This window comes from Amycolatopsis thailandensis, assembly GCF_002234405.1.
Classification (GTDB): domain Bacteria; phylum Actinomycetota; class Actinomycetes; order Mycobacteriales; family Pseudonocardiaceae; genus Amycolatopsis; species Amycolatopsis thailandensis.
Map to the genome: position 1 here is coordinate 1 of NZ_NMQT01000043.1, position 25,425 is coordinate 25,425.

19 protein-coding genes and 1 riboswitch are annotated in these 25,425 nt (G+C 69.5%); of the genes, 11 read left to right on the forward strand and 8 right to left on the reverse strand.

Annotated features, from left to right (window positions below; all coding sequences use genetic code 11):
* On the reverse strand, positions 1-821 hold an 821-nt coding region (locus CFP71_RS13110), incomplete at its 3' end, for a lycopene cyclase family protein (RefSeq protein ID WP_143267076.1).
* 43 nt (positions 822-864) lie between these two features.
* Here CFP71_RS13110 and CFP71_RS13115 point away from each other — a divergent pair.
* From CFP71_RS13115 to CFP71_RS13135, 5 genes are all read left to right on the forward strand, one after another.
* Positions 865-2,427, forward strand: a complete 1,563-nt coding sequence (locus tag CFP71_RS13115) for a deoxyguanosinetriphosphate triphosphohydrolase family protein (protein ID WP_093934131.1) — start codon at positions 865-867, stop codon at positions 2,425-2,427.
* Between the two features lie 237 nt (positions 2,428-2,664).
* A complete protein-coding gene (locus CFP71_RS13120) occupies positions 2,665-5,544 on the forward strand; it encodes a S8 family serine peptidase (protein WP_093934203.1) in 2,880 nt (959 codons plus the stop codon).
* 363 nt (positions 5,545-5,907) lie between these two features.
* Complete coding sequence (locus CFP71_RS13125) at positions 5,908-6,576, forward strand: acVLRF1 family peptidyl-tRNA hydrolase (protein ID WP_167406105.1); 669 nt, start codon at positions 5,908-5,910, stop codon at positions 6,574-6,576.
* Between the two features lie 140 nt (positions 6,577-6,716).
* Entirely contained in the window at positions 6,717-8,345 is a 1,629-nt protein-coding gene (locus CFP71_RS13130) for an ABC-F family ATP-binding cassette domain-containing protein (protein WP_093934133.1), read from the forward strand.
* A gap of 178 nt (positions 8,346-8,523) precedes the next feature.
* Positions 8,524-8,733 carry a helix-turn-helix domain-containing protein gene (locus tag CFP71_RS13135; protein ID WP_003071237.1) on the forward strand — a complete coding sequence of 70 codons (210 nt, stop codon included), beginning with the start codon at positions 8,524-8,526 and terminating at the stop codon, positions 8,731-8,733.
* Here CFP71_RS13135 and CFP71_RS13140 read toward each other — a convergent pair whose 3' ends face one another.
* Positions 8,734-10,032, reverse strand: coding sequence for a glycosyltransferase 87 family protein (locus tag CFP71_RS13140; protein WP_093934134.1), 1,299 nt, complete (start codon positions 10,030-10,032; stop codon positions 8,734-8,736). It lies immediately after the preceding gene.
* Between the two features lie 146 nt (positions 10,033-10,178).
* On the opposite strand from CFP71_RS13140, the gene CFP71_RS13145 reads away from it, so the two are divergent.
* A complete protein-coding gene (locus CFP71_RS13145) occupies positions 10,179-12,044 on the forward strand; it encodes an ABC transporter ATP-binding protein (protein ID WP_093934135.1) in 1,866 nt (621 codons plus the stop codon).
* Between the two features lie 105 nt (positions 12,045-12,149).
* Here CFP71_RS13145 and CFP71_RS13150 read toward each other — a convergent pair whose 3' ends face one another.
* A complete protein-coding gene (locus CFP71_RS13150; RefSeq protein WP_005152167.1) occupies positions 12,150-12,878 on the reverse strand; it encodes a sugar isomerase domain-containing protein in 729 nt (242 codons plus the stop codon).
* Positions 12,879-13,009: 131 nt separating this feature from the next.
* Here CFP71_RS13150 and CFP71_RS13155 point away from each other — a divergent pair, with 131 nt between their 5' ends.
* The 4 genes from CFP71_RS13155 (at position 13,010) to CFP71_RS13170 (ending at position 16,951) form a co-directional block, all read left to right on the forward strand.
* The gene (locus CFP71_RS13155) at positions 13,010-13,705 is read left to right on the forward strand and encodes an alpha/beta hydrolase (RefSeq protein WP_093934136.1); all 696 of its coding nucleotides are present in this window, start codon (positions 13,010-13,012) and stop codon (positions 13,703-13,705) included.
* A 21-nt stretch (positions 13,706-13,726) separates the two neighbouring features.
* Positions 13,727-14,989 carry an SAM-dependent methyltransferase gene (locus CFP71_RS13160; protein WP_093934137.1) on the forward strand — a complete coding sequence of 421 codons (1,263 nt, stop codon included), beginning with the start codon at positions 13,727-13,729 and terminating at the stop codon, positions 14,987-14,989.
* Between the two features lie 94 nt (positions 14,990-15,083).
* The gene (locus CFP71_RS13165) at positions 15,084-16,271 is read left to right on the forward strand and encodes an LCP family protein (RefSeq protein ID WP_093934138.1); all 1,188 of its coding nucleotides are present in this window, start codon (positions 15,084-15,086) and stop codon (positions 16,269-16,271) included.
* 149 nt (positions 16,272-16,420) lie between these two features.
* Entirely contained in the window at positions 16,421-16,951 is a 531-nt protein-coding gene (locus CFP71_RS13170; RefSeq protein WP_093934139.1) for a GNAT family N-acetyltransferase, read from the forward strand.
* On the opposite strand, the gene CFP71_RS13175 is transcribed toward CFP71_RS13170, so the two are convergent.
* The 5 genes from CFP71_RS13175 to CFP71_RS13195 all read right to left on the reverse strand — a co-directional run bounded on the left by CFP71_RS13175 (position 16,938) and on the right by CFP71_RS13195 (position 24,273).
* Positions 16,938-17,402 (reverse strand): peroxiredoxin, encoded by a 465-nt coding sequence (locus tag CFP71_RS13175; protein ID WP_093934140.1) that lies wholly within the window; start codon positions 17,400-17,402, stop codon positions 16,938-16,940. The genes CFP71_RS13170 and CFP71_RS13175 overlap by 14 nt on opposite strands.
* Positions 17,403-17,419: 17 nt before the next feature.
* Positions 17,420-19,237 (reverse strand): putative bifunctional diguanylate cyclase/phosphodiesterase, encoded by a 1,818-nt coding sequence (locus CFP71_RS13180; RefSeq protein ID WP_093934141.1) that lies wholly within the window; start codon positions 19,235-19,237, stop codon positions 17,420-17,422.
* Positions 19,238-19,473: 236 nt separating this feature from the next.
* Complete coding sequence (locus CFP71_RS13185) at positions 19,474-20,928, reverse strand: cytochrome P450 (protein WP_093934142.1); 1,455 nt, start codon at positions 20,926-20,928, stop codon at positions 19,474-19,476.
* A 142-nt stretch (positions 20,929-21,070) separates the two neighbouring features.
* Positions 21,071-23,344: a 5-methyltetrahydropteroyltriglutamate--homocysteine S-methyltransferase gene (metE, locus tag CFP71_RS13190; protein ID WP_093934143.1), complete on the reverse strand. Its 2,274-nt coding sequence runs from the start codon at positions 23,342-23,344 to the stop codon at positions 21,071-21,073.
* 101 nt (positions 23,345-23,445) lie between these two features.
* Positions 23,446-23,666: riboswitch (cobalamin riboswitch) on the reverse strand.
* Between the two features lie 43 nt (positions 23,667-23,709).
* Entirely contained in the window at positions 23,710-24,273 is a 564-nt protein-coding gene (locus tag CFP71_RS13195; RefSeq protein WP_093934144.1) for a TetR/AcrR family transcriptional regulator, read from the reverse strand.
* Positions 24,274-24,363: 90 nt separating this feature from the next.
* On the opposite strand from CFP71_RS13195, the gene CFP71_RS13200 reads away from it, so the two are divergent.
* On the forward strand, positions 24,364-25,314 hold the full coding sequence (locus CFP71_RS13200; protein ID WP_093934145.1) for a ketopantoate reductase family protein: 951 nt from the start codon (positions 24,364-24,366) through the stop codon (positions 25,312-25,314).
* Positions 25,315-25,425 lie beyond the last annotated feature (111 nt).

The window sequence follows — 25,425 nt, forward strand, 5'->3', positions numbered from 1 at the left end:
CGGACGACGGCGTCGGCGACGGGCTCCGCGAGCCGCACCGAGGTCGCGACGCTGTATCCGGTCGCCGGATGCACCAGGCCGCCGGCGGCCCCGAACGGCACCGTCCGGCCGTGCCGTGGGGCCGGCACGTCGAGCACGATCCGCACCCGCTCTTCGCGCCCGCGTGACGTCAGCCCGGCGGCCTTCAGCCGGGCGCGCAGCCGCGCCGCCAGGAGTTCCAGCGGCAGACCGGGCTTGCGGGCCAGCGAGGTTTCTTCGACCAGGACGGTGCCGTCGCCGAGAGGCAGCACGTAGAGGAAGCCGGACTCGGTCTCCCGCCAGTCCATGAACACGGCGGTCTCCGGATCGTCCACCAGGCGCAGCGCGTCCTCGGCGGGGAGGACGGCGCCGAAGGCCGTCTGTTCGTACCGGTTTCCCCGCGGCCGGGTGCCGGAGGCGTCGAAGTACAGGCCGGCCGCGAGGATCCGCCCGTCTTCGAGGCGTACCGACGAGCCCTGCGCGCCGTGGTCCACGCCGGACACCGTCCCGGCGACGACGTCGTAACCGCCGCCCAGCCACTCGCGCAGCCCGGCGTTGTCCACCACGAGGTACTGCCGATCGAGGACGTGCGGCGCGGTTCCGAACGCGACTGTCGACGAAGGCGCGCAGGCGACGGCGCTTTCGGGCAGCGACGGCAGTTCGTCGGCCCACAGCCCGTAGGTCGCCCGCCAGCGCCTGCCCGGCGCCGGGTCGATCAGGACCGTCTCCAAGCCTCGCCGAGCGCAGGCACGCGCGAGTGCCCGCCCGGCCGGGCCGCCGCCCGCGATCACCACGTCCGCCACCTGGGCAGTGTCCCAAAGCGCGCCGGCGGATACGGTGTGACGCATGGAACTGACGGATCCGAGGACGTGGAGGCGCGATCCGGAGAGCGAGAGCGCCGGGTTCACCGACCTCGCCACGAGCCCGTTCCGCATCGACCGGGACCGGATCGCCGCGTCGCCGTTCTTCGCCCGGCTCGGCGGGGTGACCCAGGTGGTCAGCGCCGGCGGCTCCGGACTGTTGCACAACCGGCTCACGCACAGCCTCAAGGTCGCGCAGGTCGCCCGCGCCATCGCCGAGCGGATCAACTCGACCAGCGACTCCGCCGAACTCGCCGCGAAACTGGGCGGCTGCGACCCGGACGTCGCCGAGGCCGCCTCGCTCGCGCACGACCTCGGGCATCCGCCGTTCGGGCACCTGGGGGAGCAGACGCTCGACCGGATCGCCCGGCACCGGTTCGGCCTCGCCGACGGATTCGAGGGCAACGCGCAGTCGTTCCGGATCATCACCACGACCGACGTACGGGGGCCGTCCGCGTCCGGGCTCGACCTCACCACGGCGGTGCGCGCCGCGGTGCTGAAGTACCCGTGGGCGCGCCTGCACGTCCCCGATCCGCATCCGACGTCGATGGACGTCCAGCCGCGCGGCGCGGCCGAACCGGCCGACGCGCCCGGCACCGGCGCGAGCAAGTTCTCCGCCTACAGCACCGAGCTCGACGACTTCGCCCAGGCGCGGGCGCCGTTCGCGGGCCGGATCGAACCCTGGCAGCAGACCGTCGAAGCGTCCGTGATGGACACCGCCGACGACATCGCCTACGCCATCCACGACCTTCAGGACTTCCACCGGATCGGCGTCCTTCAGCACGCGCCGGTCGCGGCCGAGTTCTCCGGCTGGGTCGATCACGCGGTGGAACTCGCCGGTCTGGACGACGCGACCTTGACCGCCGAACGGCGGCTCCCTGGCCGTTCGCTGGAACGCCTGCGCCGCCGTATGCACGCGAAGGACGGATGGATCGTCGACGACGACGCCTTCACCAGCGCGGTCGCGCGTGTCCGCGCCGAACTCGTCGACGGCCTGCTCGCCACCGGCTTCGACGGTTCGATCGAGGCCGAGCAGGCGACCGCCGCCTTCTCCGCGAAATGGACCGCGCGGCTCGTCGACGGCGTCCAGGTGGTCCCGTCGCCCTCGACCCGGACGGGGCATCTCACGCTGCGTCCCGCGCAGTGGCACGAGGTGCAGGTGCTGAAGTTCGTGCACCGGCGGTTCGTGCTGCTGCGCCCGGAACTCGCGTTGCACCAGCGCGGACAGGCGAGCCTGGTGACCACCCTGGTCGACGCGCTCGATGCGTGGCTGCTCGACCGCGACGAGTTCTACCGGCTCCCGCGGCGGCTGCACGATCTGGTCGAACTGGCCCAGTCGGAGTTCACCGGACTCGCGCGGACGTCGCCGGAACTGCTCGTCGGGGCGACCGGGGAACCGGTCACCGGCGCCGACGCCGTGCGCGGTCTGGCGCGGGGCCGGGCGGTGGTCGACTTCGTGGCGTCACTGACCGACAAACAGGCGGTGACCCTTTTGGACGGCTTGTCCGGTCGCGCTTCGCAGCCCTGGTCGGACTCGTTCGTCCTTTGAGGCCGGTCGGTCATCACACTGTGACCATACGATTACGCTGAACAGACTACGGCGTGCGGCCGAAACCGGAAATTTCCCATCCGATGTCACTCGAACGGCGCCTGCCGCCGATGCACGCCCGGTACTTAGCTTGATCCAGCCGGTGATCGCCGGCGTTGGTCAGCGTGAGTCGGGGCACGCGCCTAGGAATCGGAGGCGCACGTGCGTCCAACCCGTTCTGGTAAAAGAAGAAGATCGATCCTGACCGCCGGCACCGCCGCCCTCGTCGCGGCGCTCGGCCTCGTCAGCCCGCCCGTCGCGGCGGCGGAAACCGGCCAATCCCCGGACGCGTTCTCGGAGAACACCATCCGGCAGATCGAGGCCTTGCAGTCGATCAAGAAGAGCCAGACGGCCAGTGAGTCCAAAGTGGACAGCACGCTGGTCGTCGAACAGAAGATCCGCGCTCAACGCATGTCGGCCTCCGCGGTTCCCGCACTGGGGTCTGGGGCTAATGTCTCCGCGGCCGGCACCGTACTCGTGGACATCCGGGGCCAGGTTTCGGAAGAACTCCTGAAGAGCCTGCGTGAATCCGGTGCGGGGATTCGCGCGGTCTCGCAGCGGTACGGCAGCGTCCGCGCCGAAGTGCCGCTGAACGCGGTCACGACGATCGCGGGCCGCGCCGACGTCAAGCGGATCGAGACCGCCAACGAGGCGTTCACCGCCCGGCAACTGGCCGAGCCCTCCGCCGCCGGAAAGGCGAAGGGGGAGAGCAAGGAAGAGAAGGCCGCCCGGATCGCGGACGAGCTGAAGAAAGCCGTCGAGGCCAAGGGCCAGGTCGGCATCGCCGCCGGGCCCCTCACCAGTGAAGGCGACCGCGCGCACAACGCCGACACCGCGCGCCAGCAGTTCGGTGTCACCGGGGTGGGCACCAAGATCTGCGCGCTTTCCGACGGCGTCGACTCGCTCGCGACCTCGCAGGCGCGCGGCGAACTCCCGGCGGGGGTCGACGTGATCCCCGGCCAGGAGGGTTCCGGCGACGAGGGCACCGCGATGCTCGAGATCATCCACGATCTCGCGCCGAACGCGTCGCTCGGTTTCGCCAGCGCGTTCAACTCCGACGCCAGCTTCGCCGACAACATCCGCAAGCTGCGGTTCGAGGCGCACTGCGACGTCATCGTGGACGACGTCCTGTACTTCAAGGAATCCCCGTTCCAGGACTGGATCATCGCCCAGGCCGTGAACGACGTGACCGCCAACGGCGCGCTGTACTTCTCCTCGGCCGGTAACGAGGGCAACGTCGCCGACGGCACCTCGGGCCACTGGGAAGGCGACTTCGTCGACTCCGGCAAGAGCATCGGCAAGTTCGCGGGCACCGCGCACAACTTCGCCGGTGCCGCGGGCAACCAGATCTTCCAGCCGATCTCGAACGCGTCCGGGGCGGTACCGGTCACCCTGTTCTGGTCCGACCCGCTGGGCCACTCGAACAACGACTACGACCTGTACCTGCTGAACGCGGCGGGCAACGTCGTCGCACAGAGCCAGGACGTCCAGACCGGCACCCAGGACGCCTACGAACGGGTGAACACCACGGGCGCCGCCGGACTGCGGCTGGCCATCGTCAAGTTCTCCGGTGAGGGCCGCTACCTGTCGCTGTCCGCGCTGCGCGGTCGTTTCACCGACTCGGCGGACGGCCTCAAGGCCTACACCAAACCCGGTGTGACCGTGGGCCACTCGGCCGCGCGGGACGCGTTCAGCGTCGCGGCGGCCCCGGCGGCCAAGGCGTTCCCGCGTGCCCTCGAACCGGGCGACCCGGCGAACCCGGCGGGCCCGTTCCCGGCCGCCTTCGGCGCGACCACCAAGGTCGAACGGTTCACTTCGGACGGTCCGCGGCGGATGTTCTACCAGGCCGACGGCACCCCGATCACCCCGGGCAACGTGTCCGGCACCGGTGGTGAGGTCCGCGCCAAGCCGGACATCACCGCGGCCGACGGCGTGTCCACCAGCGTCACCGGCTTCACCACGTTCTACGGCACGTCGGCCGCCGCGCCGCACGCCGCCGCGATCGCGGGCCTGGTGCTTTCGGGCAACCCGGGGCTGCCCCCGGCCGAGGTGCGCGAGGCACTGATCAACACCGCCGTCGACATCCTGGCCCCGGGCCGTGACCCCTCCAGCGGCGCGGGCGTCATCCTCGCCGACAAGGTGCTCGCCTACACCGGCGCCAGCCCGCAGCCGCTCGCGACCGCGGGCCAGCCGACGGTCACCCCGGCCGACGGCGGTTCCGCGCTCGACCCGGGCGACACCGCCAAGGTGACCCTGCCGGTGACCAACCGCGGCGACGGCACCGCGTCGTCGACCAGCGTCGTGCTCTCCAGCCCGACCCCGGGCGTCACGGTGGCGCCGCGGTCGAAGTCGTACGGCACGATCAGCCCCGGGCAGACCGGCGTGAACGACTTCACCATCACCGTTCCCGCCACGCAGGAACTCGGTGTGCCGGTGGTGCTGAACGCGCGCGTGACGTTCGCGGGCTCGTTCTCGCCGACCACGTCGACGTTCTCGCTGCCGGTCGGCACCCCGTCGCCGGTGACGCAGAACTTCGCCTACGCCGGTGCCGCGGTGGCGATCCCGGACAGCGACCCGACCGGCGTGACCGTGCCGATCACGGTCAGCGGTATCGGGCGCGCGTCGAAGCTGACGTTCTCGGTGGACGGGGCGACCTGCAACACCGACCAGACGTCGACGACGGTGGGCATCAACCACTCGTACGTCGGTGACCTGGTCGGCACGCTGACCTCGCCCGCGGGCGCCAAGGCGACCGTGTTCCAGCGCAACGGCGGCTCGGGCAACAACCTGTGCCAGGTCGTCTTCGCCGACAACGCGGCCACCCCGTTCAGCTCGGTCACCGCGGCGAACAACCCGTTCACCGGGACCTACCGGCCGGCGCAGGCGATCGGTGGCCTGACCACCGGTACGGCGGCGGACGGCGTCTGGAAGTTCACCGCGGTGGACGTCGCCGGTGGCGACACCGGGTCGATCCGCTCGGTCTCCTTGCACCTCAACGGTTTCGTTCAGCCCGGTGCGGCTGAGCGGCCCGCGAGTGTCGGGAAGTCGGTCGGGACCGGACCGGTGAAGCCGGTCTAGCCCTCTCGCCAAGTCCGTGAAGGCCTCCTTCCCTACCCTCAAAGTAGGGAAGGAGGCCTTCACGCCTTGCCGAGTACATGAAGGGGGCCTTCATGTACTTCGGTCTGGAGGGGACGGGGCGCGGAGGCGGAACTCGCGTGCTTGGAGGCGGAACTCGCGTGCGTGAAGGCGGAACTCGCGAGTTCCGTCTCTGATCACGCGAGTTCCGTCTCTGAGCACGCGAGTGCGGTGTTATCGGGCCGAGGAATTGTGAGCTGACCCAAGCATGGCGGTCGGGACACCACACACCCACCCGGCACCAGAGGAAGCAGCGCACCTTTCCGGCACGGTTGCCGATCCGCTCCGACCCCGTAGGTTGGGACCATGGCGAGGGAGCGGCAGGTGGCGGGCGGAGGACGCGCCGTCGAGGTCGCCCCGGACCGCCTCGAAGGCTGGTACGCCCGCTTCGCCGTCCGAAACGAAGGCGTCCGCGAAACGCGCTTCGAGCCGGACGCCGTCACGGTCACCGCGGAAAACGGCGTCGTCGCCGTCGCGACCGTCCCTTTCGGACCGTTGGGTACCGAAGGAACCGTGGCCGGACTGGCGGCCGGTCCGCTCGTCGACCACGCGCTGATCTCGCGGCGGATCGCGCTCCTGCTGGTGCGCCGCGGCGGGCACAGCGTCGGGATCGCGCGCGGGGGAGTGGTCGTCCAGTCCAGGACGGACCGCCATCTCGTCCAAGGCCGGTCCGCAGCGGGCGGCTGGTCGCAACAGCGGTTCGCGCGGCGCCGGGAAGGCCAAGCGCGTACGGCGCTCCGCTCGGCCGCCGAGGACGCGGTCGAAATCCTCGTGCCGCAACTGTCCGAAGTGGACGCTGTAGTCCTCGGCGGCGACCGCCGGGCGCTGGAATCACTGCGCGAAGACAGGCGGCTCGTGCCGTTGTTCGAGCGTGCCGAACCCCGGATCCTCGACATCGCCGAACCGCGTCGCACGGTGCTCGACGACGCGGCCGAGCGGGCGGTCGCGGTCGAAATCACCCTCTCCGGGCCGTGACCTCGGGCACGGTCGGATAAAACCGCTCGACAGCGGCCCGTACACTGATCGCGTGGACATCCTCTTGGAGTAGCTCCTCGCCGGCCTCGTCCGGCGAGTCGAAGCTGTCCGCTCATCCACCCCTTGTACCGGGAGTTCCCGTGATCACGGCCTCTGGCCTTCAGCTGCGCGCCGGCTCGCGCATTCTGCTCGACGACACCAACGTCCGCATCCAGCAGGGCGACCGGATCGGCCTGGTCGGCCGCAACGGCGCCGGCAAGACCACCTCGCTCAAGGTGCTGGCGGGGGAGGGCGAGCCGTACGCCGGCGAGGTCCGCCGCAGCGGCGAGCTCGGCTACCTGCCGCAGGACCCGCGCGAAGGTGATCTGTCCGTCACCGCGAAGGACCGCGTGCTCTCCGCGCGTGGCCTCGACGCCTTGCTGCGCAACATGGAAAAAGCGCAGAACGCGATGTCGGAGCTGGTGGACGAGAAGGAGCGCGACAAGGCGGTCAACCGCTACAGCCGTCTCGAGGAGCGTTTCGCCTCCCTCGGCGGGTACGCCGCCGAAAGCGAGGCCGCGCGGATCTGTTCCAACCTCGGTCTCGCCGACAGGGTGCTCGCGCAGACGCTGCAGACGCTCTCGGGCGGTCAGCGCCGTCGCGTGGAACTGGCCCGGATCCTGTTCGCCGCCGCCGAAGCCGGAGCGGGCGGCAAGTCCGAGACGATCCTGCTCCTCGACGAGCCCACCAACCACCTCGACGCCGACTCCATCAACTGGCTCCGCGGGTTCCTGAAGCAGCACGACGGCGGTCTCGTGGTCATCAGCCACGACGTCGAACTGCTCGCCGACGTGGTCAACAAGGTGTGGTTCCTCGACGCGACCCGCGGCGAGCTCGATCTGTACAACATGGGCTGGCAGCGCTACCTCGACGCGCGCGCCACCGACGAGAAGCGCCGTCGCCGCGAGCGCGCGAACGCCGAGAAGAAGGCGTCCGCGTTGCAGCAGCAGGCCGCGAAACTCGGTGCCAAGGCGACGAAGGCGGTGGCCGCCAAGAACATGGCCCGCCGGGCCGAGCAGATGCTCTCGGCGCTCGACGACACCCGCCAGGCCGACAAGGTCGCCCGGATCAAGTTTCCCGAGCCCGCCCCGTGCGGCCGGACCCCGCTCACCGCGGAGGGGCTTTCGAAGTCCTACGGTTCGCTCGAGATCTTCACCGGAGTCGACCTCGCCATCGACCGCGGTTCGAAGGTTGTCGTACTCGGATTGAACGGTGCCGGAAAGACGACTTTGCTCCGCCTGCTCGGCGGAATGGAAACTCCGGATACCGGCGAGACCATTCCAGGTCACGGATTGCGTTTGGGCTATTACGCACAGGAACACGAAACGCTCGACCACGACGCGTCCGTGTGGGAAAATATCCGTCACCTCGCGCCGGACACGGGCGCGCAGGAGCTCCGGAACCTTCTCGGATCGTTTCTCTTCACCGGCGAGCAGCTCGATCAGCCCGCCGGCACGCTCTCCGGCGGCGAGAAGACGCGGCTCGCGCTCGCCGGGCTGGTGTCCAGCGCTGCCAACGTTTTGCTGCTCGACGAGCCGACGAACAACCTGGACCCGGCCAGCCGTGCGCAGGTCCTGGACGCTTTGCGCAGCTTCTCCGGGGCCGTCGTCCTGGTGACGCACGACCCGGGCGCCGTCGAGGCCCTGGAGCCGGAACGCGTCATCCTCTTGCCGGACGGAACCGAAGACCATTGGTCTGCGGATTATCTGGAACTTGTCCAACTTGCGTGAGGTCTGCGTCCGTTCGGGTGCTTGATCGATGCCATCCGGCCACTGAAATGGCCCAATGTGATCGCGGTTTCAGCAGTTTTGCGCTCGTCGTCTGGCATTCCGGCGCTCAGTGTTCGATCATTGCGGCGACAGGGGCCGTTATGTGGCCCAGAACACTCTCGGCGGGAAGGCGATCGACGTGGCTGATCTCAAGAAAGGCGCGCGGATCACCGGCAACACGCGTGACAAGCTGGCCGCTGACCTGAAGAAGAAATACGAGAAGGGCTCGAGCATCCGCGCCCTCGCGGAGTCCACGGGTCGCTCGTACGGATTCGTGCACCGGGTCCTCTCGGAGTCCGGCGTCCAGCTGCGCGGGCGTGGCGGTGCCACCAGGGTCAAGAAGAAGTAGTCACGAAGAAGTAGCGGACTGCTGCGCGGGGGGCGCAGTTCCCTTTCCAGGGACCGCTGTTTCACGGGTTTCACCGGACAGGAAGACCAGCCTGGCGCCGAGCAGGACCAGCGGATACACCAGGTATCCGTACCTTGTCGCCGGGGTGAGCAGGATCAGCGCGACGAGCCCGACGGCCATGCGCGTCAGCGCGTCCGATCCGGTCGCGGGAGGGCGGCGCACCAGCCAGACGAGGATCACGACGGCCGCGATGCCGAGCAGGGCGAAGGAAACCGCCGTGCCCACCAGGCCGAGCGAAGCGATGAGGCGACCCGGCAACGGACTCGCCGCCGGCGACTTGATCATGCCGATTCCCATCGGGAACCGGAAGACGTGCTCGACGAACGCCTTCGGGTCCACGAGATAGACCGGTACGTGCAGGACGAGGGTCGTCACCACGAGTGCCGCGGCGAATCCGCCCAGTGCGCGAGGACCACGCCGCGTGATCAACAGGACACCCAGCACCACTATCGCGGGCGCGACGATGAGTTTCGCGCTGACCACCAAGGCCAGCACCAGACCCGACAGCACGGCGCGGCCGGTCGTGGCCAGTGCGAAGGACAGCACCAGCAGGCCGACGATGGCCAGATCCGGGCCCGCCACCGCCCAGGTCAGCGCGGTCAGCGGGCAGGCGAGGGCGAGCTGGGCGGCGCTGACCGGGATTTTCGGCCACTTCAGCAGGCGCAGCGTCAGCAGTACACACGCGACGGCCGCCAGTGCGAACATCCAGCGCGCGTCGGTGAGGGCGTCGGCCACCGGTCCGCCGCCGAAGAGAGCGCGCGGCAGGCCGAAGACGGTCATCACCGGACCGTATGGGGTGTAATCGTTTACCTCCACCGCGCGACCGAGCGCGGTGACGTCGACGTACGGGGTTCCGTTCTCCAGCAGGAGTTTCGCCGACCGTTCGATCACCCAGACCTCGGGCTGGGCGGCCCACGACTCCGGCGTGATGAGCCAGTCCACTCCGGTCAGACGGCGAATGACGAGCATCCCCAACGGAAGGATCATTGCGAACAGGCCGATGGCGCCGATACCGATCCACCGCGAACCGAGCGCGCCGACCGGCCTGCCATGTCGTGCGGCGACCATCAGCCAGCTGGTGTGGACCACGGCGAGGCCGTAACCCGCCACGGCGAAGTTCGCCCACACGCGATAGCCGTAGAACTCCGCGACGGCCGTGTTCACGACGGCGAAGATCAGGCAGCCCGTGTAGAAGACCAAGTCGATGGTCAGTCGTCGCCGGTCCGGGTCCTTGGTCACCGGCTCAGGCTACCGACGCGGCGACCTCCGCCGGAAAGAGGACGCGGAAACCGGGAAGTATCCGCTTGCCTGGGGTGTTGGTCATGCTTATATCCGGGAAAACTCTCGACTAATATCGAGGTTTTGGGGGCGAAGAGAGGGTTCTCATGGACAACACGTGGACGCTGATGAACTCGGCGATGAAGTCGGCCGATGTTCCGAAGGGGCTGCACAAGGGCACGCTCCGCCGCGTCGCGAGGTTCGCCAGGCCGCACTGGCGAAGGTTGCTGATATTCCTGGTGCTCACCGTCGTGTCGGCGGTGCTGGCGGTGAGCACGCCGGTGCTGGCCGGGAAGGTGGTCGACGCGATCGTCGGCGGGCACGACGTCTCGCTGGTGGTGTGGCTGGCCGTGGTGATCGCGGCGCTGGCGCTGATCGACGCCGGGCTCGGGCTGGCGGAACGGGCCCAGTCGTCGAGGATCGGTGAGGGGATCATCCTCGACCTGCGGCTCGCGGTGTACCGGCACGTGCAGCGGATGCCGGTCGCGTTCTTCACCCGCACCCGAACCGGTGCCCTGGTGAGCAGGCTCAACAACGACGTCATCGGTGCGCAGCGCACCTTCACCGCCACACTGTCCGGTTTGGTCACCAACGTGATCCAGCTGGCGCTGTCGCTGGTGGTCATGGTGACCCTGTCCTGGCAGGTCACCCTGCTCGCGCTGGTGCTGTTGCCGGTGTTCATCCTGCCGACGCGGCGGCTAGGGCGGCGGATGGCCGGGTTGCAGCGGGAGGCGGGCCAGCTCAACGCGGCGATGACCACGCAGATGACCGAACGGTTCTCCGCGCCGGGCGCGACGCTGGTGAAGCTCTTCGGCGACCCCGAGCGGGAAGCGGGCGACTTCGGCTCGCGGGCCGGGCGGGTGCGCGACATCGGGGTGCGGACGGCGATGCTGACGCGCTGGTTCCTGACCAGCCTGACCACGGTCTCCGCGCTCGCGCAGGCCCTGGTCTACGGCCTGGGCGGGTACCTCGCGCTGACCGGGGCGCTCGCGCCGGGCACCGTCGTGGCGCTGGCGTTGCTGCTGACCAGGCTGTACTCGCCGCTGACCGCGCTGGCGAACGTCCGGGTGGACGTGATGACCGCGCTGGTGTCGTTCGAGCGGGTCTTCGAGGTGCTCGACCTCAAGCCGATGATCGAAGAGAAGCAGGACCCGGATCGCGTTCCCGAAGGCCCGGTTTCGGTCGAATTCGCCGACGTCCGGTTCGGCTACCCCGCGGCGGACCGGTACTCGCTGGCCTCGCTGGAGGACGTGTCCACTTTGGATCACCGGGGTGGTGAGGAGGTGTTGCACGGCATCAGCTTCCGGGCCGAACCCGGGCAGATGGTGGCGCTGGTCGGGTCTTCGGGCGCGGGGAAGTCGACGATCGCCTCACTGTTGCCGCGCCTCTACGACGTCGACGCGGGATCGGTCCGGTTGTCCGATGTGGACGTCCGTGACCTGAGTTTCGCGTCGCTGCGGGAAACCGTCGGCGTGGTCACCCAGGACGGGCACCTCTTCCACGACACGATCCGGGCGAACCTCGAGTACGCGCGGGCCGGAGTCACCGACGCCGAGATCTGGTCGGCGCTCGACCGCGCCCGGCTGGCCGAGCTGATCCGGGACCTGCCGGACGGGCTGGAGACCGTGGTGGGGGAGCGGGGCTACCGGCTCTCCGGCGGCGAACGACAGCGGCTGACCATCGCCCGGCTCCTGCTCGCGCAGCCGAAGGTCGTCATCCTCGACGAGGCGACCGCGCATCTGGACTCGCAGTCCGAGGCGGCCGTGGGCGAGGCGCTGACCGACGCGCTGGACGGACGGACCGCGCTGGTCATCGCGCACCGGCTGTCGACGGTCCGGGCGGCGGACCAGATCCTGGTGATCGAACACGGGGAAATCGTCGAGCGGGGGACGCACGAGGAGCTCTTCGCCCGGGAGGGGCGCTACGCGACGCTGTACCTGACGCAGTTCTCGGAGGAGCCGGCGGCGGCGTGAGCCTGGATGGGCCGTGTCCCGCTCGGGATGTGTCATGAAAGGGTCGTTCAGGACGAAAAACGTCTTGAACGACCCTTTCATGACATCCGAAGGGGCAGGCGGCGCTTACCGGAGAGCGGGAACCCGCGCGCCGTACTTCGCCAGCAGCGCGGCGTTGGCCTCGTCGCCGCCGTCCACGTTGGAACTGCGCCACAGCGGGATGTCGACGCCCTGCGCCGCACCCAGGTCCACCACCTCGGCGAGGACGAGGTTCCACAGGAACGCGTTGATCACTGTGGACAATGGCGCGGTCCGCGGCGCGTCCGGCGGGTAGCTCGAGTCGCCGGGACGGACGTGGGAGTCGAGCACGATGCTCGCTTCCTCGATCAGCGTCGTCGCCGCGCGCTTCGGCGCCGCGGCCACGGACGCGGCCGAGCTCACCGCGATGACCGACGCTCCGCGCGCCCGCGCCCCGGCGGCCAGTTCGACCGGATACGGGTTGACGCCCGAGGTCGAGAACACCACCAGCAGGTCGTCCGGCCCCGGCGCGCGTTCGGCCAGCACCTCTTCGGCGAGCCCGGAGCGGCGTTCGGTCTTGGTGCTGTGCTGCGCGCCGTGCAGCGGCAGCAGTTCGGGGTGATAGACCGGGTACACGCAGGCGAGCCCGCCCGCGCGGTAGAAGGTCTCGGCGACCGCCGCCAGCGAATGCCCCGCCCCGGCGGTGAACACCAGGGCGTCGGCCCTGATGACCCCCAGGATCAGCTCCGCCGACTTCCGGATCTGCTCCGCGTTACCCCGTTCGGCCTCCGCGAGCCGTTCGGCGACGTCTGCATAACGTTCGGTGGTGCTCACCACATCCGCCCTTCCGTCTGGAGATCAGCGACGAATGTATCGCGTGGACCAATGGCAGAAGTGGAATACATCGGGTCATGATCGAGGTTGACCCGATCGCTGTGGCCGGGGATGCGGAGACTGGAGGACCCAGGGTGAGCGAGGCTGATCCCGCGGTGCGGACCTGGCGGGCACGAGGCCGGGTGAAAGCCGTGGTGCTGGTGCTGCACGGCGGCGCCGAGCACAGTCATGCCCGCGTGGCGCCGTGGCGGCTGGCGTACCAGCGGATGGTGCCGCTGGCGAAGGCGGTCCACCGGGCGGGCCGGGGGCACGGGGTCGAGGTGCGGCTCCTGCGCAACCGGATCTACGGCTGGAACGACCACGGCACCGACGCGCTCGCCGACGCGCGCTGGGCCCTGGAGCGCGTCCACGAGGACCACCCCGGGGTGCCGGTGATCCTGGTCGGCCATTCGATGGGCGGGCGGGTCGCCTTGCGCGTCGCCGACGATCGGGCTGTCATCGGGGTCTGTGCCCTGGCACCGTGGACACCACCGGGTGAACCCATCGGCGCCGTCGGCGGCCGGGTCGTGCTGATCGCGCACGGGACCAAGGACCGGATGACCGATCCGGTGGCCTCACACGCTTTCGCGGAACGCGCCGAAAAGGTGACATCGCGGTCCGCGCGGTTTGAAATCGGCGGCGAAGGGCACGCGATGCTACGAAGGTCTCGCGTCTGGAACCGTCTCGTACGGGCTTTCACTCTCGAGCTGATCGAAGCCGGGGGAACTGACGAAACGGTGAGCGCGGCCTGGGGTCGGCCGAGCTCCGAGCGGCTGCGGATCCCGGTCTAGACCGGGTGGGAGGGAGCACCTATGTCCACGTCGAGCGTTGATCGGACGGCAGGTCCGGCCGGCCTGCCCAGTCCTGACGAAACCCGGTGGCCGGGATTGGCCACCCCACCGCATTCCCCGTTCCGCGCGCGGATCGCCGAGCAGTTGTTCCGGCAGGCGGTGCGCCCGCTGAACGTCCGCGTGCGCATGCCCGACGGCTCGCAGCTGGGCGCCGGCGGCCCGGACGCGCCCGAAATGCGGCTCAACCGTCCCGCCGCCTTCTTCCATCGCCTCGGCGTGGACGCGAAGATCGGGTTCGGCGAGGCCTACATGGTCGGCGACTGGACGAGCGACGCGCTCGCCGAGGTGCTGACCCCGTTCGCGGAGCGGATGGCGACGCTCATTCCGCCGCTGCTGCAACGGTTCCGCCGGTTCGTCGACCGCGGCCACCCTGCGGAGGAGGAGAACACCATCGAGGGGTCGCGGGCGAACATCCATCGCCACTACGACCTGTCCAACGATCTGTTCGGCGCTTTCCTGGACCCGTCGATGATGTACTCGTCGGCCTTGTTCGGCCCGGACGACGACCTCACCGCCGCCCAGCACCGCAAGATCGACAGCGTCCTCGACTACGCCGGGGTCCGTGACGGCAGCACGGTGCTCGAGATCGGCACCGGCTGGGGCGAACTCGCGATCCGCGCGGCCGCGCGCGGGGCCCGGGTCACGTCGCTGACCATCTCCGAGGAGCAGGCGACGCTGGCGACCGAGCGCATCGCGGCGGCGGGCTACGCCGACCGGGTCGACGTCCGGCTGTGCGACTACCGCGATTCCACCGGCGAGTACGACGCCGTGGTCAGTGTCGAGATGATCGAGGCCGTGGGCGAGTCCTACTGGCCCACGTTCTTCGAGACCATCGGGAAGCGGCTGAAGCCGGGCGGCAGGCTCGGGCTCCAGGCCATCACCATGGACCACGAACGCATGCTCGCCGCGGCCAGGTCGTACACCTGGGTGCACAAGTACATCTTCCCCGGCGGGCTCATCCCGTCGACCACCTCGGTGGAGCAGGGCCTGCTGGAGCACGCGCGGCTGAAGCTGGACGGGGTGCGGGAGTTCGGCCAGGACTACGCCCGCACGCTGCGGTTGTGGCGGGAGAGATTCACCCAACGGTGGGAAGACATCACCGAACTGGGCTTCGACGACGTCTTCAAACGGATGTGGGAGTTCTACCTGGCGTACTCGGAAGCGGGGTTCCGTTCGGGGTATCTCAAGCTTCATCAGTTCGGCTTCGCCGAGAACGGGCGGTGAAAGCCACCCAACCGATGCGGGGTGCCGTACGTCCTTCACCTAGGGTCTGCGGTTGACTGGGCCCTACACGCGAAATCGGGACGGGTGATTCGGCATGACGTATGGAGGCGACGACCGAGGGCGACGGATGCCGCCGTCCGGCCGGCCTCGGCGGCATCAGCCCGCGCAGATGATGCCCCTGCCGGGCCGGGGGAGCAGCCCGTACGACGAGCGGACGACGCCCATGGGGCACGGCGGCGCCGAGCGTCGGCCCGGCCCGCCTCCGCGCCGTCCGGAGCCCCCCGCCCGTCGCCCGATGGACGACGGGCGCCCGCCACGGCGCCGTAAGCGGTGGGGCTTCGGCAAGGTGCTGCTCACGTTGCTGACCGTGTTCGTGGTGTTCCTCGCCGGCGTGTGGGTGTACCTGGAGTTCTCCATCAACCGCGTCGACGCGCTGGCCGACTACTCCGGCCGCCCCGTCGCGGCGGAGGGCACCAACTGGCTGATCGTGGGCTCCGACAGCCGGGACGGGCTGACGCCCGAGGAGCAGGAGAAGCTGGTCACCGGTGACTCCAAGGCCGCGGGCGGTGGCAAGCGGACCGACACCATCATGGTCGCGCACATCCCGGACAACAGCACCAAGCCGACGCTGCTGAGCCTCCCGCGCGACTCGCAGGTCGCCATTCCGGGGCACGGCAAGAACAAGATCAACGCGGCGTTCTCGATCGGCGGCCCGACACTGCTCGCGCAGACCGTCGAAGGCGCCACGGGCCTGCGGATCGACCACTACGCCGAGATCGGCTTCGGCGGGTTCGCGAAGATCGTCGACGCGATCGGCGGCGTGCACATGTGCGTCGAGAAGCCGATGGAAGACACCATGACGGGGATCAAGATCGAACCGGGCTGCCAGGACCTCCAGGGCCCGCAGGCGCTCGGGTTCGTCCGCATGCGGCACAGCGCGGCCACCCCGCGGTCGGACCTCGACCGCGTAGCCAACCAGCGGAAGTTCATCGGCGCGCTGGTGAGCGAGATCGGCAGCCCCGGCACGCTGCTGAACCCGTTCTCGCTGTTCCCGCTGCTGTCGACCGCGCCCGACGCGCTGACGATGGACTCGGGCGACCACGTGCACAACCTGGTGGGGCTGGCGCTGGCGATGCGCGGGATCTCGTCGGGCGGTGTGGTCACCACGACCGTGCCGGTGACCAGCGGTTCGGCGGAGAACTGGGACAAGACGAAGTCGAAGCTGTTGTTCGACGCGCTGAAGAACGACACGGAGATCCCGGACAGCGCGATCCTGACCTGATCCGGACCCGATCCGGACCCGACGTGTGTCATGAGGGGTCCCCATAGGACGAAAAATGTCCTATGGGGACCCCTCATGACACACTCGGTCAGGTTCAGGAGAGCCGAAAACCGGAGGCGCCCGGAGCGGCGGCGAGGCACCATGGACCGATGGAAGCGCCTGCCGAAACCCTCGCCGACGACGTCGTCGTGCTGCGCCGCTGGAAGCCGGAGCAGCTCGAAACCCTGACCGCCGTCGCCGGGGATTCCGCGGAACACCTCGGCGCCTGGATGATCTGGGCCACCGACGGCTACGGCCGCCAGGACGCCGCCGACTTCCTCGAGCACACCGCGAAGAACTGGGCGGCGGGCAAGACTTACGACTTCGCGATCTTCGCCGACGGCGAGGTCGTCGGCGGCTCGGGCATGATCACCCATCCGGAACGGATCGAGATCGGCTACTGGCTCAGCCGCCACCACACCGGCCGCGGCCTCGTCACCAGGGCTGCCAGGCTCCTGGCGGACGAGGCCTTCCGGATCGGCGCGCCCGAGGTCGAGATCCGGCACGACGAGAACAACGTCGCGAGCGGCGCGGTGCCCGCGCGCCTGGGGTTCACGATGTTCGGCGACGAGACCGCCGCGCCACCGCTGGCCCCGGCGTGCTCGGGCGTCAACCGGGTCTGGCGGCTCAAACGTCCTTAGTCTTGCGCTCGCGCAAGGCCGCGAGCGCCTTGTCGGCGTGCACGGTGAACTTCAGTTCGCTCTTGATCACTTCGAGCACCTTGCGGTCGGTGTCGATGACGAACGTGTGCCGTTTGGCGTGCAGCGGGCTGAATTTGCGCCACACACCGAACTGTTTGGCCACCACACCGTCCACATCGGACAGGAGCGGGTAGTCGAAGCCGTGTTTGGCCGAGAATTCCTGCTGTTTGGCGACGGCGTCCGGGCTGATGCCGACGCGGTGCGCGCCGACTTCGGCGAATTCCGCGGCCAGGTCGCGGAAATGGCAGCTCTCCGCGGTGCAGCCGCTCGTCATCGCGGCGGGGTAGAAGAACAGCACGACCGGGCCGGACGAGAGGAAGTCCGACAGCGTGCGCTCCTCGCCCTTGTCGTCGGGCAGCGTGAAGTCCGGGGCGATGTCACCTTGGTCCATGGACGGATCCTGCCACGTCAGTGGGCGTGCCGTTCGATGAGCTCGTCGACCTCGTCCCCGGTCGCGGAATCGGCGATGAACGAGCCGCGCGCCGCGAGGACGCCGTACCGCCGCAGCCGCTCGGCCTGTTCGTGGCTCCGGACGCCCTCCGCGCCGATGCGCAGTTTCAGCTCCTTGGCCCTGGAGACCAGCTGGCACAGGTGGCGGACGTCGGCCTCGTCCTCTCCGTCGGCCAGCGCGTCGATCACCGCGCCGGACAGGATCACGTGGCGGACGGGCAGCGAGTGCTGGGGGATCAGCTCCAGATCGGCCGAGCCGGAGATCGTCAGCACCAGCTGGGCGCCCAGATCGGCCAGTACGGCGAAGGAGTCCAGCACCTCGCCGCGCGGGTCGAGCACGGACTCGCGGTCGGTGCACAGCCGCAGCGCCTGCGCGGGCAGGCTGTGCCGGTCGAGCTGTTCCTTGACCAGCAGCACCAGATCGGGGTCGATGGCCAGCCGTTTCGGCAGCCGCACGCAGACGTCCGGGGCGGCCTCGCCGAACCGGTTCCGCCAGCGCGCGGTGGCGGCGAGCGATTCCGCCAGCAGCCACCGGCCGAGCGGGATGGTCATCCCGGTGATCTGCGCCAGCGGATAGAACTCGTCGGAGTCCAGTTCGCCCTTCTCCGGATGGGTCCAGCGCAGCCCGGCGTTGACCGCGGCCAGCTGGTCCGGGTTCGCGAGCTTCACCGTCGGCTGGTAGACCAGCGAGAACTCGCCGTTCTCCAGCGCGCCCGCGATGACCGCGCCGAGCTGGTACCGGCCGCGGTCGCGCGCGTCGAGTTCCGGGTCGAACAGCATCCACTGCGCCTTGCCCGCCTCCTTGGCGCGGTGCAGGGCGATCTCCGCGGCCCGGAGCAGGTCTTCCGGCCCGCCGTCGGTGGCCGGGCGGACGACGATGCCGGCGCTCGCGCTGACCCCGATGCCGTGCCCGCCGAGGTAGATCGGCTCGACCAGTTCCTCCAGGGCCTGCTCGACCAGCGCGATCACCTGGAGCGAGGTGAGCTCGCCGCGCAGCAGGACGGCGAACCCGTCGCCGGACAGGCGCGCGACGGAACCGTTGTGCCTGCCGGTGAACACGGCCTTGAGCTTGGTCGCGACCCCGCGCAGCACCTGGTCGCCGACGCCGGCGCCGAGCCCGTCGTTGATCACCTTGAAACCGTCGACGTCGAGGTAGACGAGCGCGACCTGCTCGCCACCCGCTCCGGCCAGCGCGGTTTCCAGGGTGTTGCCGAACGCGGCGGAGTTCGGCAGGCCGGTCAGCGCGTCGTGCACGTTCTGGTGCAGCAGCTGTTCCTGGAGCAGGTGGATCTCGTTGGCGTCGGCGACCATCAGCACCGGGTACGTCGAGCCGGGCCGGTCGCCGGGAAGGTCGGCGAGGGTCACGTCGACCCAGAGCGTGCCTTCCTCACTGTGGTCCAGCAGCAGGCGTTCCTGCTGGGTCTGCCTGCCGTGCGCCATGAGCTGGGAGAGCCCGTTCCGCAGGCGGGTGACGTCGTGGTCGGCGGAGCCGAGGTCGGGGATGTGCCGTCCGCGCAGCGCCGAGGGACGGCAGCCGAGGAGTTTGCCGAGCGCGGTGTTCGCCTCGACGATCTTCCCGTCGGTGTCGGCCAACGCGATCCCGATGGGTGAGGCGGAATAGAGCTTGGAGAAGCGCTCCCGGGCGGGCTCGTGATCGGGCTCGGTCCGGACGGCGTCCTGGGCGACGCCGAGCAAGAGCTCTTCGAGTTGCTCCTGGGGAAGCGATACTCCTTTAGTGTCAGCGAGCGTCGCGGCCCATCTCCGAGCGACGTCCACCAACCCTGGCGCGGAACCAGGCTCGGGCACACTTCACCTCTTCATGCGCGGTTTATGGCCAGCTCAGACCGGGTGTCCGAGCACACGGACCCACACTAGGTATGAGCCGACCGGGTGTAGTGCCACGGCATCACGCGTGATCCGGAGTGTCTACCGGCTGAAAGGGTGATCGCTGCTACACGAGTGGTGACCGGAAGTTACCAAGAGTACTCGAAAGTGGTTGTTCGCCGGCCGGGTCAGCGTGCCGTCAGCCGGATCGGCAGGCCGTCCGCGGGGACGGGCAGGGAGACGTAGTCCCAGCGCGCGGTGTAGTCCTCCGGGACCGACCAGCGATACGCCCGCAGCATCTCGTGGAGCAGCGCTTTCACTTCGAACGTCCCGAAATGCAGGCCGACGCACTTGTGCGCGCCGCCGCCGAACGGTATCCAGGCGTAGCGGTGAGACTTGTCCTCACGGCGTTGCTCGCCGAAGCGGTCCGGGTCGAAACGCATCGGATCGGTCCAGTGCTCCGGTGCGAAATGGTTGACGGTGGGCGAAACCCCGACCAGTGTCCCTTCGGGAACGAAGTGCCCGAGGACCTCGGTGTCCTTCACGGTTTTCCTTGCCAGGGAAGGAACCGGGGCCACCAGGCGCAGGGATTCCTTGATCACCAGGTCCAGCGTCTCCAGGGTTTCCAGCGCCTCGATGTCCGGCACGTCGGCGCCGAGCGCCAAGGACTCCTGGCGTGCGCGTTCCTGCCACTCGGGGTTCTTGGCGAGGTGGTAGACGGCGGCGGCGCTGGTGATGGTCGAGGTGTCGTGCGCCGCCATCATCAGGAAGATCATGTGGTTGACGACGTCGGCGTCGGTGAAGCGGTCGCCGTCCTCGGTGGTGGCGTGGCACAAGGCGGTGAAGAGGTCGTCGCCGTCGCTCGCCCGTTTCGCGGGCAGATTCGCCGAGAAGTAGCGTTCGAGGACCTTGCGGCCGTGCAGCCCCGCCGCCCAGCGGCCGCCGGGAACGGGGAATCGCACGATGGCCGTGCCCGCGCGCACGGAGTTCACGAACGCGCGGTTGATCGCGGCCGCGTCGTCGCCGGATCGCATACCCATGAACACGCGCGTCGCGACGTCGAGCGTGAGTTGCTTGAGGGACCAGTAGATCCGGGGATTCGGGCGGTCCGCCCACGCGGCGACGCCGTCGCGCAGGGCCGGTCCCATCTGGTCGACGTAGCCGGTGAGCCGCTGCCGGGTGAACGCCGCCTGCATGATCCGGCGGTGCAGATGGTGCTCGCCGAAGTCGAGCAGCATCAGGCCGCGGTCGAAGAACTGCTCGATGAAGAACTTCCAGCCTTCCTGGGAGAAGGCCTTGTCTTTGTTCACCAACGCGATCTGCGTGGCCTCCGGACCGGAGAGCGTGACGATGCGGCGGCCGAAAGCGCCCATCCACGACACCGGGCCGTAGGTCTCGTGGCGTTTGAAGCCGAACTCGATGCCGAAGCGCATGAAGTCCAGCGCGTGCCCGATGACCGGTGGGCCTTCGTCGCCGAGGACGGGCTTGAGGCCCGGCGGGGCGGGCGCGAGTTCGCGGACCGGCCAGGTCGCGCCGAGCCAGCGCTGGTCCACCGAACGCGGCAGGGGGATCGAGGTGAGCGGCGGAACCCGCTCGCGCAGCGCCCCGGTGACCCTTTCGACGGTGTTCGCCATGGTGACCATCTCCCCGTTGAGACCGGCTACCGCTCCACCATCGCACCCTTGTTGACGTCCTGACAATACCTCGGGGGGAGGGAGCCGCCCCGAGTGTCAGGAAAGGGTCTTTCAAGACGTTTTTCGTCTTGAAAGACCCTTTCCTGACAGATCAGCCCAGCTCGGCCCGGACCGCCCGGGCGGCCGCGACCAGGTTCCGCAGGGCCGGTTCGACCTCGGCGTAGCCGCGGGTCTTCAGACCGCAGTCAGGATTGACCCAGATCCGCTCGGCGGGCACGGCGCCGACGGCGGTCCGCAGCAGCCCGCTGACCTCGTCGACGTCGGGGACACGCGGCGAGTGGATGTCGTAGACACCCGGCCCGACGCCGCGGCCGAAGCCCGCCGAGCCGAGGTCGGTGACGACCTCCATCTTCGACCGCGCGGCCTCGATGCTGGTGACGTCGGCGTCCAGCGCGTCGATCGCCTTGACCACCTCACCGAACTCCGAATAGCACATGTGCGTGTGGATCTGTGTCGCGTCGGAGATCCCGGACGTCGCCAGCCGGAACGACGAAACCGCCCAGGCGAAGTACGCCTCGTGCGCCGCGGCACGCAGGGGGAGCAGTTCCCGCAGCGCCGGTTCATCGACCTGGATGACGCGGATGCCCGCCGCTTGCAGGTCGTGCACCTCGTCGCGGATGGCCAGCGCCACCTGGCGGGCGGTCTCGCCCAGTGGCTGGTCGTCGCGGACGAACGACCACGCCAGGATCGTCACCGGCCCGGTCAGCATCCCCTTGACGGGCTTCGAGGTCAGGCTCTGCGCGTAGCGGGCCCACTCGACGGTCATCGGCTCCGGACGGGAGACGTCGCCGTACAGGATCGGTGGCCGGACACACCGCGAACCGTAGGACTGCACCCAGCCGAAGTCGGTGGCCGCGAACCCGGCGAGCCGCTCGGCGAAGTACTGCACCATGTCGTTGCGCTCGGGTTCGCCGTGCACCAGCACGTCCAGGCCCAGGTCCTCCTGTAGCCGGATGACGTGCTCGATCTCCGCCTTCATCGCGGCCTCGTAGCCCGCGTCGTCCAGCGAACCCGCCTTGTGCGCGGCCCGGGCCTTGCGGACCTCGGTGGTCTGCGGGAACGAGCCGATCGTCGTGCTCGGCAACGGCGGCAGCTCCAACGCTGCCTGCTGTGCCGCCGCGCGCCGGTCATAGGGGGAGCGGACGGTGTCGTCCGGCCGCAGCGCCTCCAGCCGGGCACGCACGCCCGCGTCGGTCAGGTCGGCCGCGGTGGCGCGGTCCGCGACCGCGGCACGGGCGGCTTCGAGATCGACGCCGTCCTCCTTCAACGCGCGGCCGAGCAGGACGACCTCGTCGACCTTCTGCTTGGCGAAGGCGAGCCAGCCCTTGAGACGCGGGTGGAGTCCGTCTTCCCTTTCGACGTCGTAAGGCACGTGCAGCAGGGAGCACGACGTCGAGACGCTGACCGACTTCGCGGTGCCGAGCAGCGTCGCCGCCCGGCTGAGCGCGCGGGCCGGGTTGGTGCGCCAGACGTTGCGCCCGTCCACGACCCCGGCCAGGACCTCCTTGTCCCGCAAGGCGGGTTCGGCCGCGACGGCGTCCACAAAGGACTCGTCGGTGACCAGGTCGACGGCGACCGCGTCGATCGGGGAGCGGGCCAGCACGCCGAGACCGCGGCCGAGACCGCCGAAGTACCCGGCGACCAGGATCTTCGGGCGGGTGGTCGCTTTCGCGAGCCGGTGATAGGCGCGGATGAGGGCGTTGAGCTCCTGCTCGGTGCGATCTCCCGCGAACGCGGGCTCGTCGAACTGGACCCACTCGACGCCTTCGTCGTGCAGACGCCGCAGCAGCTCGACGTAGCCGTCGAGGAGGTTGTCGAGCAGGTCCAGCGGGCGGAAGCCCTCCGGGGCGCTCTCGGCCGCCTTCGCGAGCAGCAGGAACGTCACCGGGCCCACCAGCACCGGCCGCGTCTCGACGCCGATCGCGCGGGCCTCGCGGTACTCGTCCAGCGGCTTCGCGCCGGTGAGCGAGAACGTCGTGTCCGGGCCGAGTTCGGGGACGATGTAGTGGTAGTTCGTGTCGAACCACTTCGTCATCTCCATCGCCGGCGCGTCCTGAACCCCTCGGGCGGCGGCGAAGTAGGTGTCGAGCGGCGAAAGACCGAGCGTCGTGAAGCGTTCCGGCAGCGCCCCGAACAGCTCGGCGGTGTCGAGCACCTGGTCGTAGTGGGAGAACGTGTTGGACGGGACGGAATCCAGCCCCGCGTCCTTGAGTTCCCGCCAGGTGCGGGTGCGCAGCGCGCGGCCGGTGTCCAGCAGTTCGGCCTCGTCGATCTTGCCCGCCCAATAGCGTTCGAGCGAACGCTTGAGTTCCCGGTCCGGTCCGATCCGGGGGTAGCCCAGCACTGTCGTGCCGATTTCGGTCACAGCTCTCTCCTCGCGAGCTTGTCGTCGGAGCCCGGAGCGCGCGCAGGAGTGACCGCCGTTCGGTCGTGCCCATCCCACGAGGCCCGGACTCACGCACGCCGTCGGCGCGCGTACCACGGGCAGGTCTTCGGACTCGTGGGCGACGCGCTCGCTCCTACCGGCCGTCGCTTCCCGGGTGCCATACCCAGTGCTTTACCGTGTCTCGCACGGTGACGGCTTTCGTTCCCACATACCGCTGCGGGGCAGTCCCGGATTCTCACCGGGTTCCCTGTTACCTCGACCGGCCTGGAGGGCCGGGCGAACCAGTAGCACTCCGGAGCGTACTCAGGCCCGCTACGAGGTCGCTGGAATGTGAGAAAAGTCTGTCACCGGCGCAGCCCGTCCAGCACGAGAGTGATGACGCCGTCGGCCTCGGCCCGCCACTCGGGGCGGTCATGGGCCGCGCCGATCCCGTGCAGCGCCATCATCACGGCACCGGCGTCCACGTCGTCGCGAACGGCGCCGTCCCGCACCGCGTCGGCCACCAGGGCGGTGGCCGCCTCCTCCAGCGCCCGGCTGCCCTCGGCGAGGGCGCCCGAACGGTCGGCCATGAGGGTGGCCAGCGTCCTGGCCAGGCCGGCATGGGCGCCTAGGTGGTCGACCATGTCGCGGAGGAAGGTCGCCAAGGCTTCCGCCGGGGGAAGGGTGGCCTGGAGCTGTCGGGCGCGGTCGCACAGCGCGGCGACTTCCCCGTGGTAGACCGCCTCTGCCAGGGCCTCCCTGGTGGGGAAGTGGCGATAGAGCGTGCCCGTGCCCACGCCTGCCAGGCAGGCGAAGTCGTCGAAGCGCAGATCGAAGAAGCATCCGGCCTGGAAGATCTCCCGGGCCTTCGCGAGCAGGGCCTCGCGCTTGCGCCGGGCGTCGGCCCGCAGCGGCTTGTCGGCGGTCATGCGCTCCCTCGCGTTGACAAGTGGAGATCATCTCCATATTTTCGAAAGTGGAGATAATCTCCAAATCGATCGTACCCCGTGAGGTGCAGCTTGAAGATCCTGATGTTCGGCCGGGGCGTGATCGCCACCATCTACGGCTGGGCCCTGCGGAAGGCGGGACATGACGTCGAGTTCTACGTCCGGCCGGGCCGCGCGGCGACGTACGGGGACTCGGTGGACCTCGACCTGTTCGACACGCGGCGCCGGATGAGGGGGCAGCGTGTCGTCGAGAAGTGGCCGGTGCGCCTCCGCGAAACGCTGGAGCCGGACCACGACTTCGACCTGATCGTGCTCAGCGTTTCGCACCACCGCCTGCCGGAGGCGACGGCTTTCCTGGCCCCGCGTGTCGGCCGGGCCACGGTGCTGGTCTTCGGCAACGTCTGGACCGAGCCGGCGGCCGCGATCGGCCAGCTTCCTCTCGACCGCATCGCCTGGGGCTTTCCCCAGGCCGGTGGCGGTTTCGACGCGGACGGCGTGCTCCGCGGGATGCTGATGCCGTCGGTCGTCTTCGGCACCCTCGACCGGCCCCCGACCGATCGGGAGCGAGCCGTACGCCAGGCGTTTCGCGAGGCCGGGCTCCGGATCAAGGAGCGCCCCGACTTCCGCGGCTGGCTGTGGGTCCATTTCGCGTCGGACGCGGGCCTGCTCTCGCAAGGCCTGCGGCTGGGTTCCCTGTCCCGGCTGGCCGGGTCGAGGAGCGACTTGCGCGAGGGGTTGCTGAACGGCCGTGAACTACTGCCGCTTCTCGAGGCGCGCGGACTCGACCTGCGACGTCATCGGGTCGGTTTGCTGCCGTTCCGGGCGCCCACCTGGCTGACGGCCCCCGCTCTCGCCTGGCTGACCGCTCATGTCGCGCCGGCGCGCGTGAGTATCACGGCGCATTCTGATCCCGACGCCGAGGAGCCGCGTGAGGTCTGCCGGGACACCTTGGCCGAAGCGCGCCGGTTGGGTGTCCCGGTGCCGCGGTTGGAAGCGGCGGAACCGCACTTCGCCCGAGCCTGAACCGGGTGCTAAGCCGAAGCGCCTTGCTTCCGGTACCGGGTCGATCACGAGGATTGTGAGCGGCGGGGCAGGTCCGTGAAGGCCTCCTTGCCTACCCTGAAGGTAGCGAAG

Coding starts and splice junctions, on each gene's coding strand:
- CFP71_RS13125 (WP_167406105.1), top strand. CDS start 5,908: ATGGCGAGGGAGCGGCAGGTGGCGGGCGGAGGACGCGCCGTCGAGGTC.
- CFP71_RS13195 (WP_093934144.1), bottom strand. CDS start 24,273: ATGACCGCCGACAAGCCGCTGCGGGCCGACGCCCGGCGCAAGCGCGAG.
- CFP71_RS13185 (WP_093934142.1), bottom strand. CDS start 20,928: ATGGTCACCATGGCGAACACCGTCGAAAGGGTCACCGGGGCGCTGCGC.
- CFP71_RS13175 (WP_093934140.1), bottom strand. CDS start 17,402: ATGGACCAAGGTGACATCGCCCCGGACTTCACGCTGCCCGACGACAAG.
- CFP71_RS13170 (WP_093934139.1), top strand. CDS start 16,421: ATGGAAGCGCCTGCCGAAACCCTCGCCGACGACGTCGTCGTGCTGCGC.
- CFP71_RS13115 (WP_093934131.1), top strand. CDS start 865: ATGGAACTGACGGATCCGAGGACGTGGAGGCGCGATCCGGAGAGCGAG.
- CFP71_RS13160 (WP_093934137.1), top strand. CDS start 13,727: ATGTCCACGTCGAGCGTTGATCGGACGGCAGGTCCGGCCGGCCTGCCC.
- CFP71_RS13145 (WP_093934135.1), top strand. CDS start 10,179: ATGGACAACACGTGGACGCTGATGAACTCGGCGATGAAGTCGGCCGAT.
- CFP71_RS13165 (WP_093934138.1), top strand. CDS start 15,084: ATGACGTATGGAGGCGACGACCGAGGGCGACGGATGCCGCCGTCCGGC.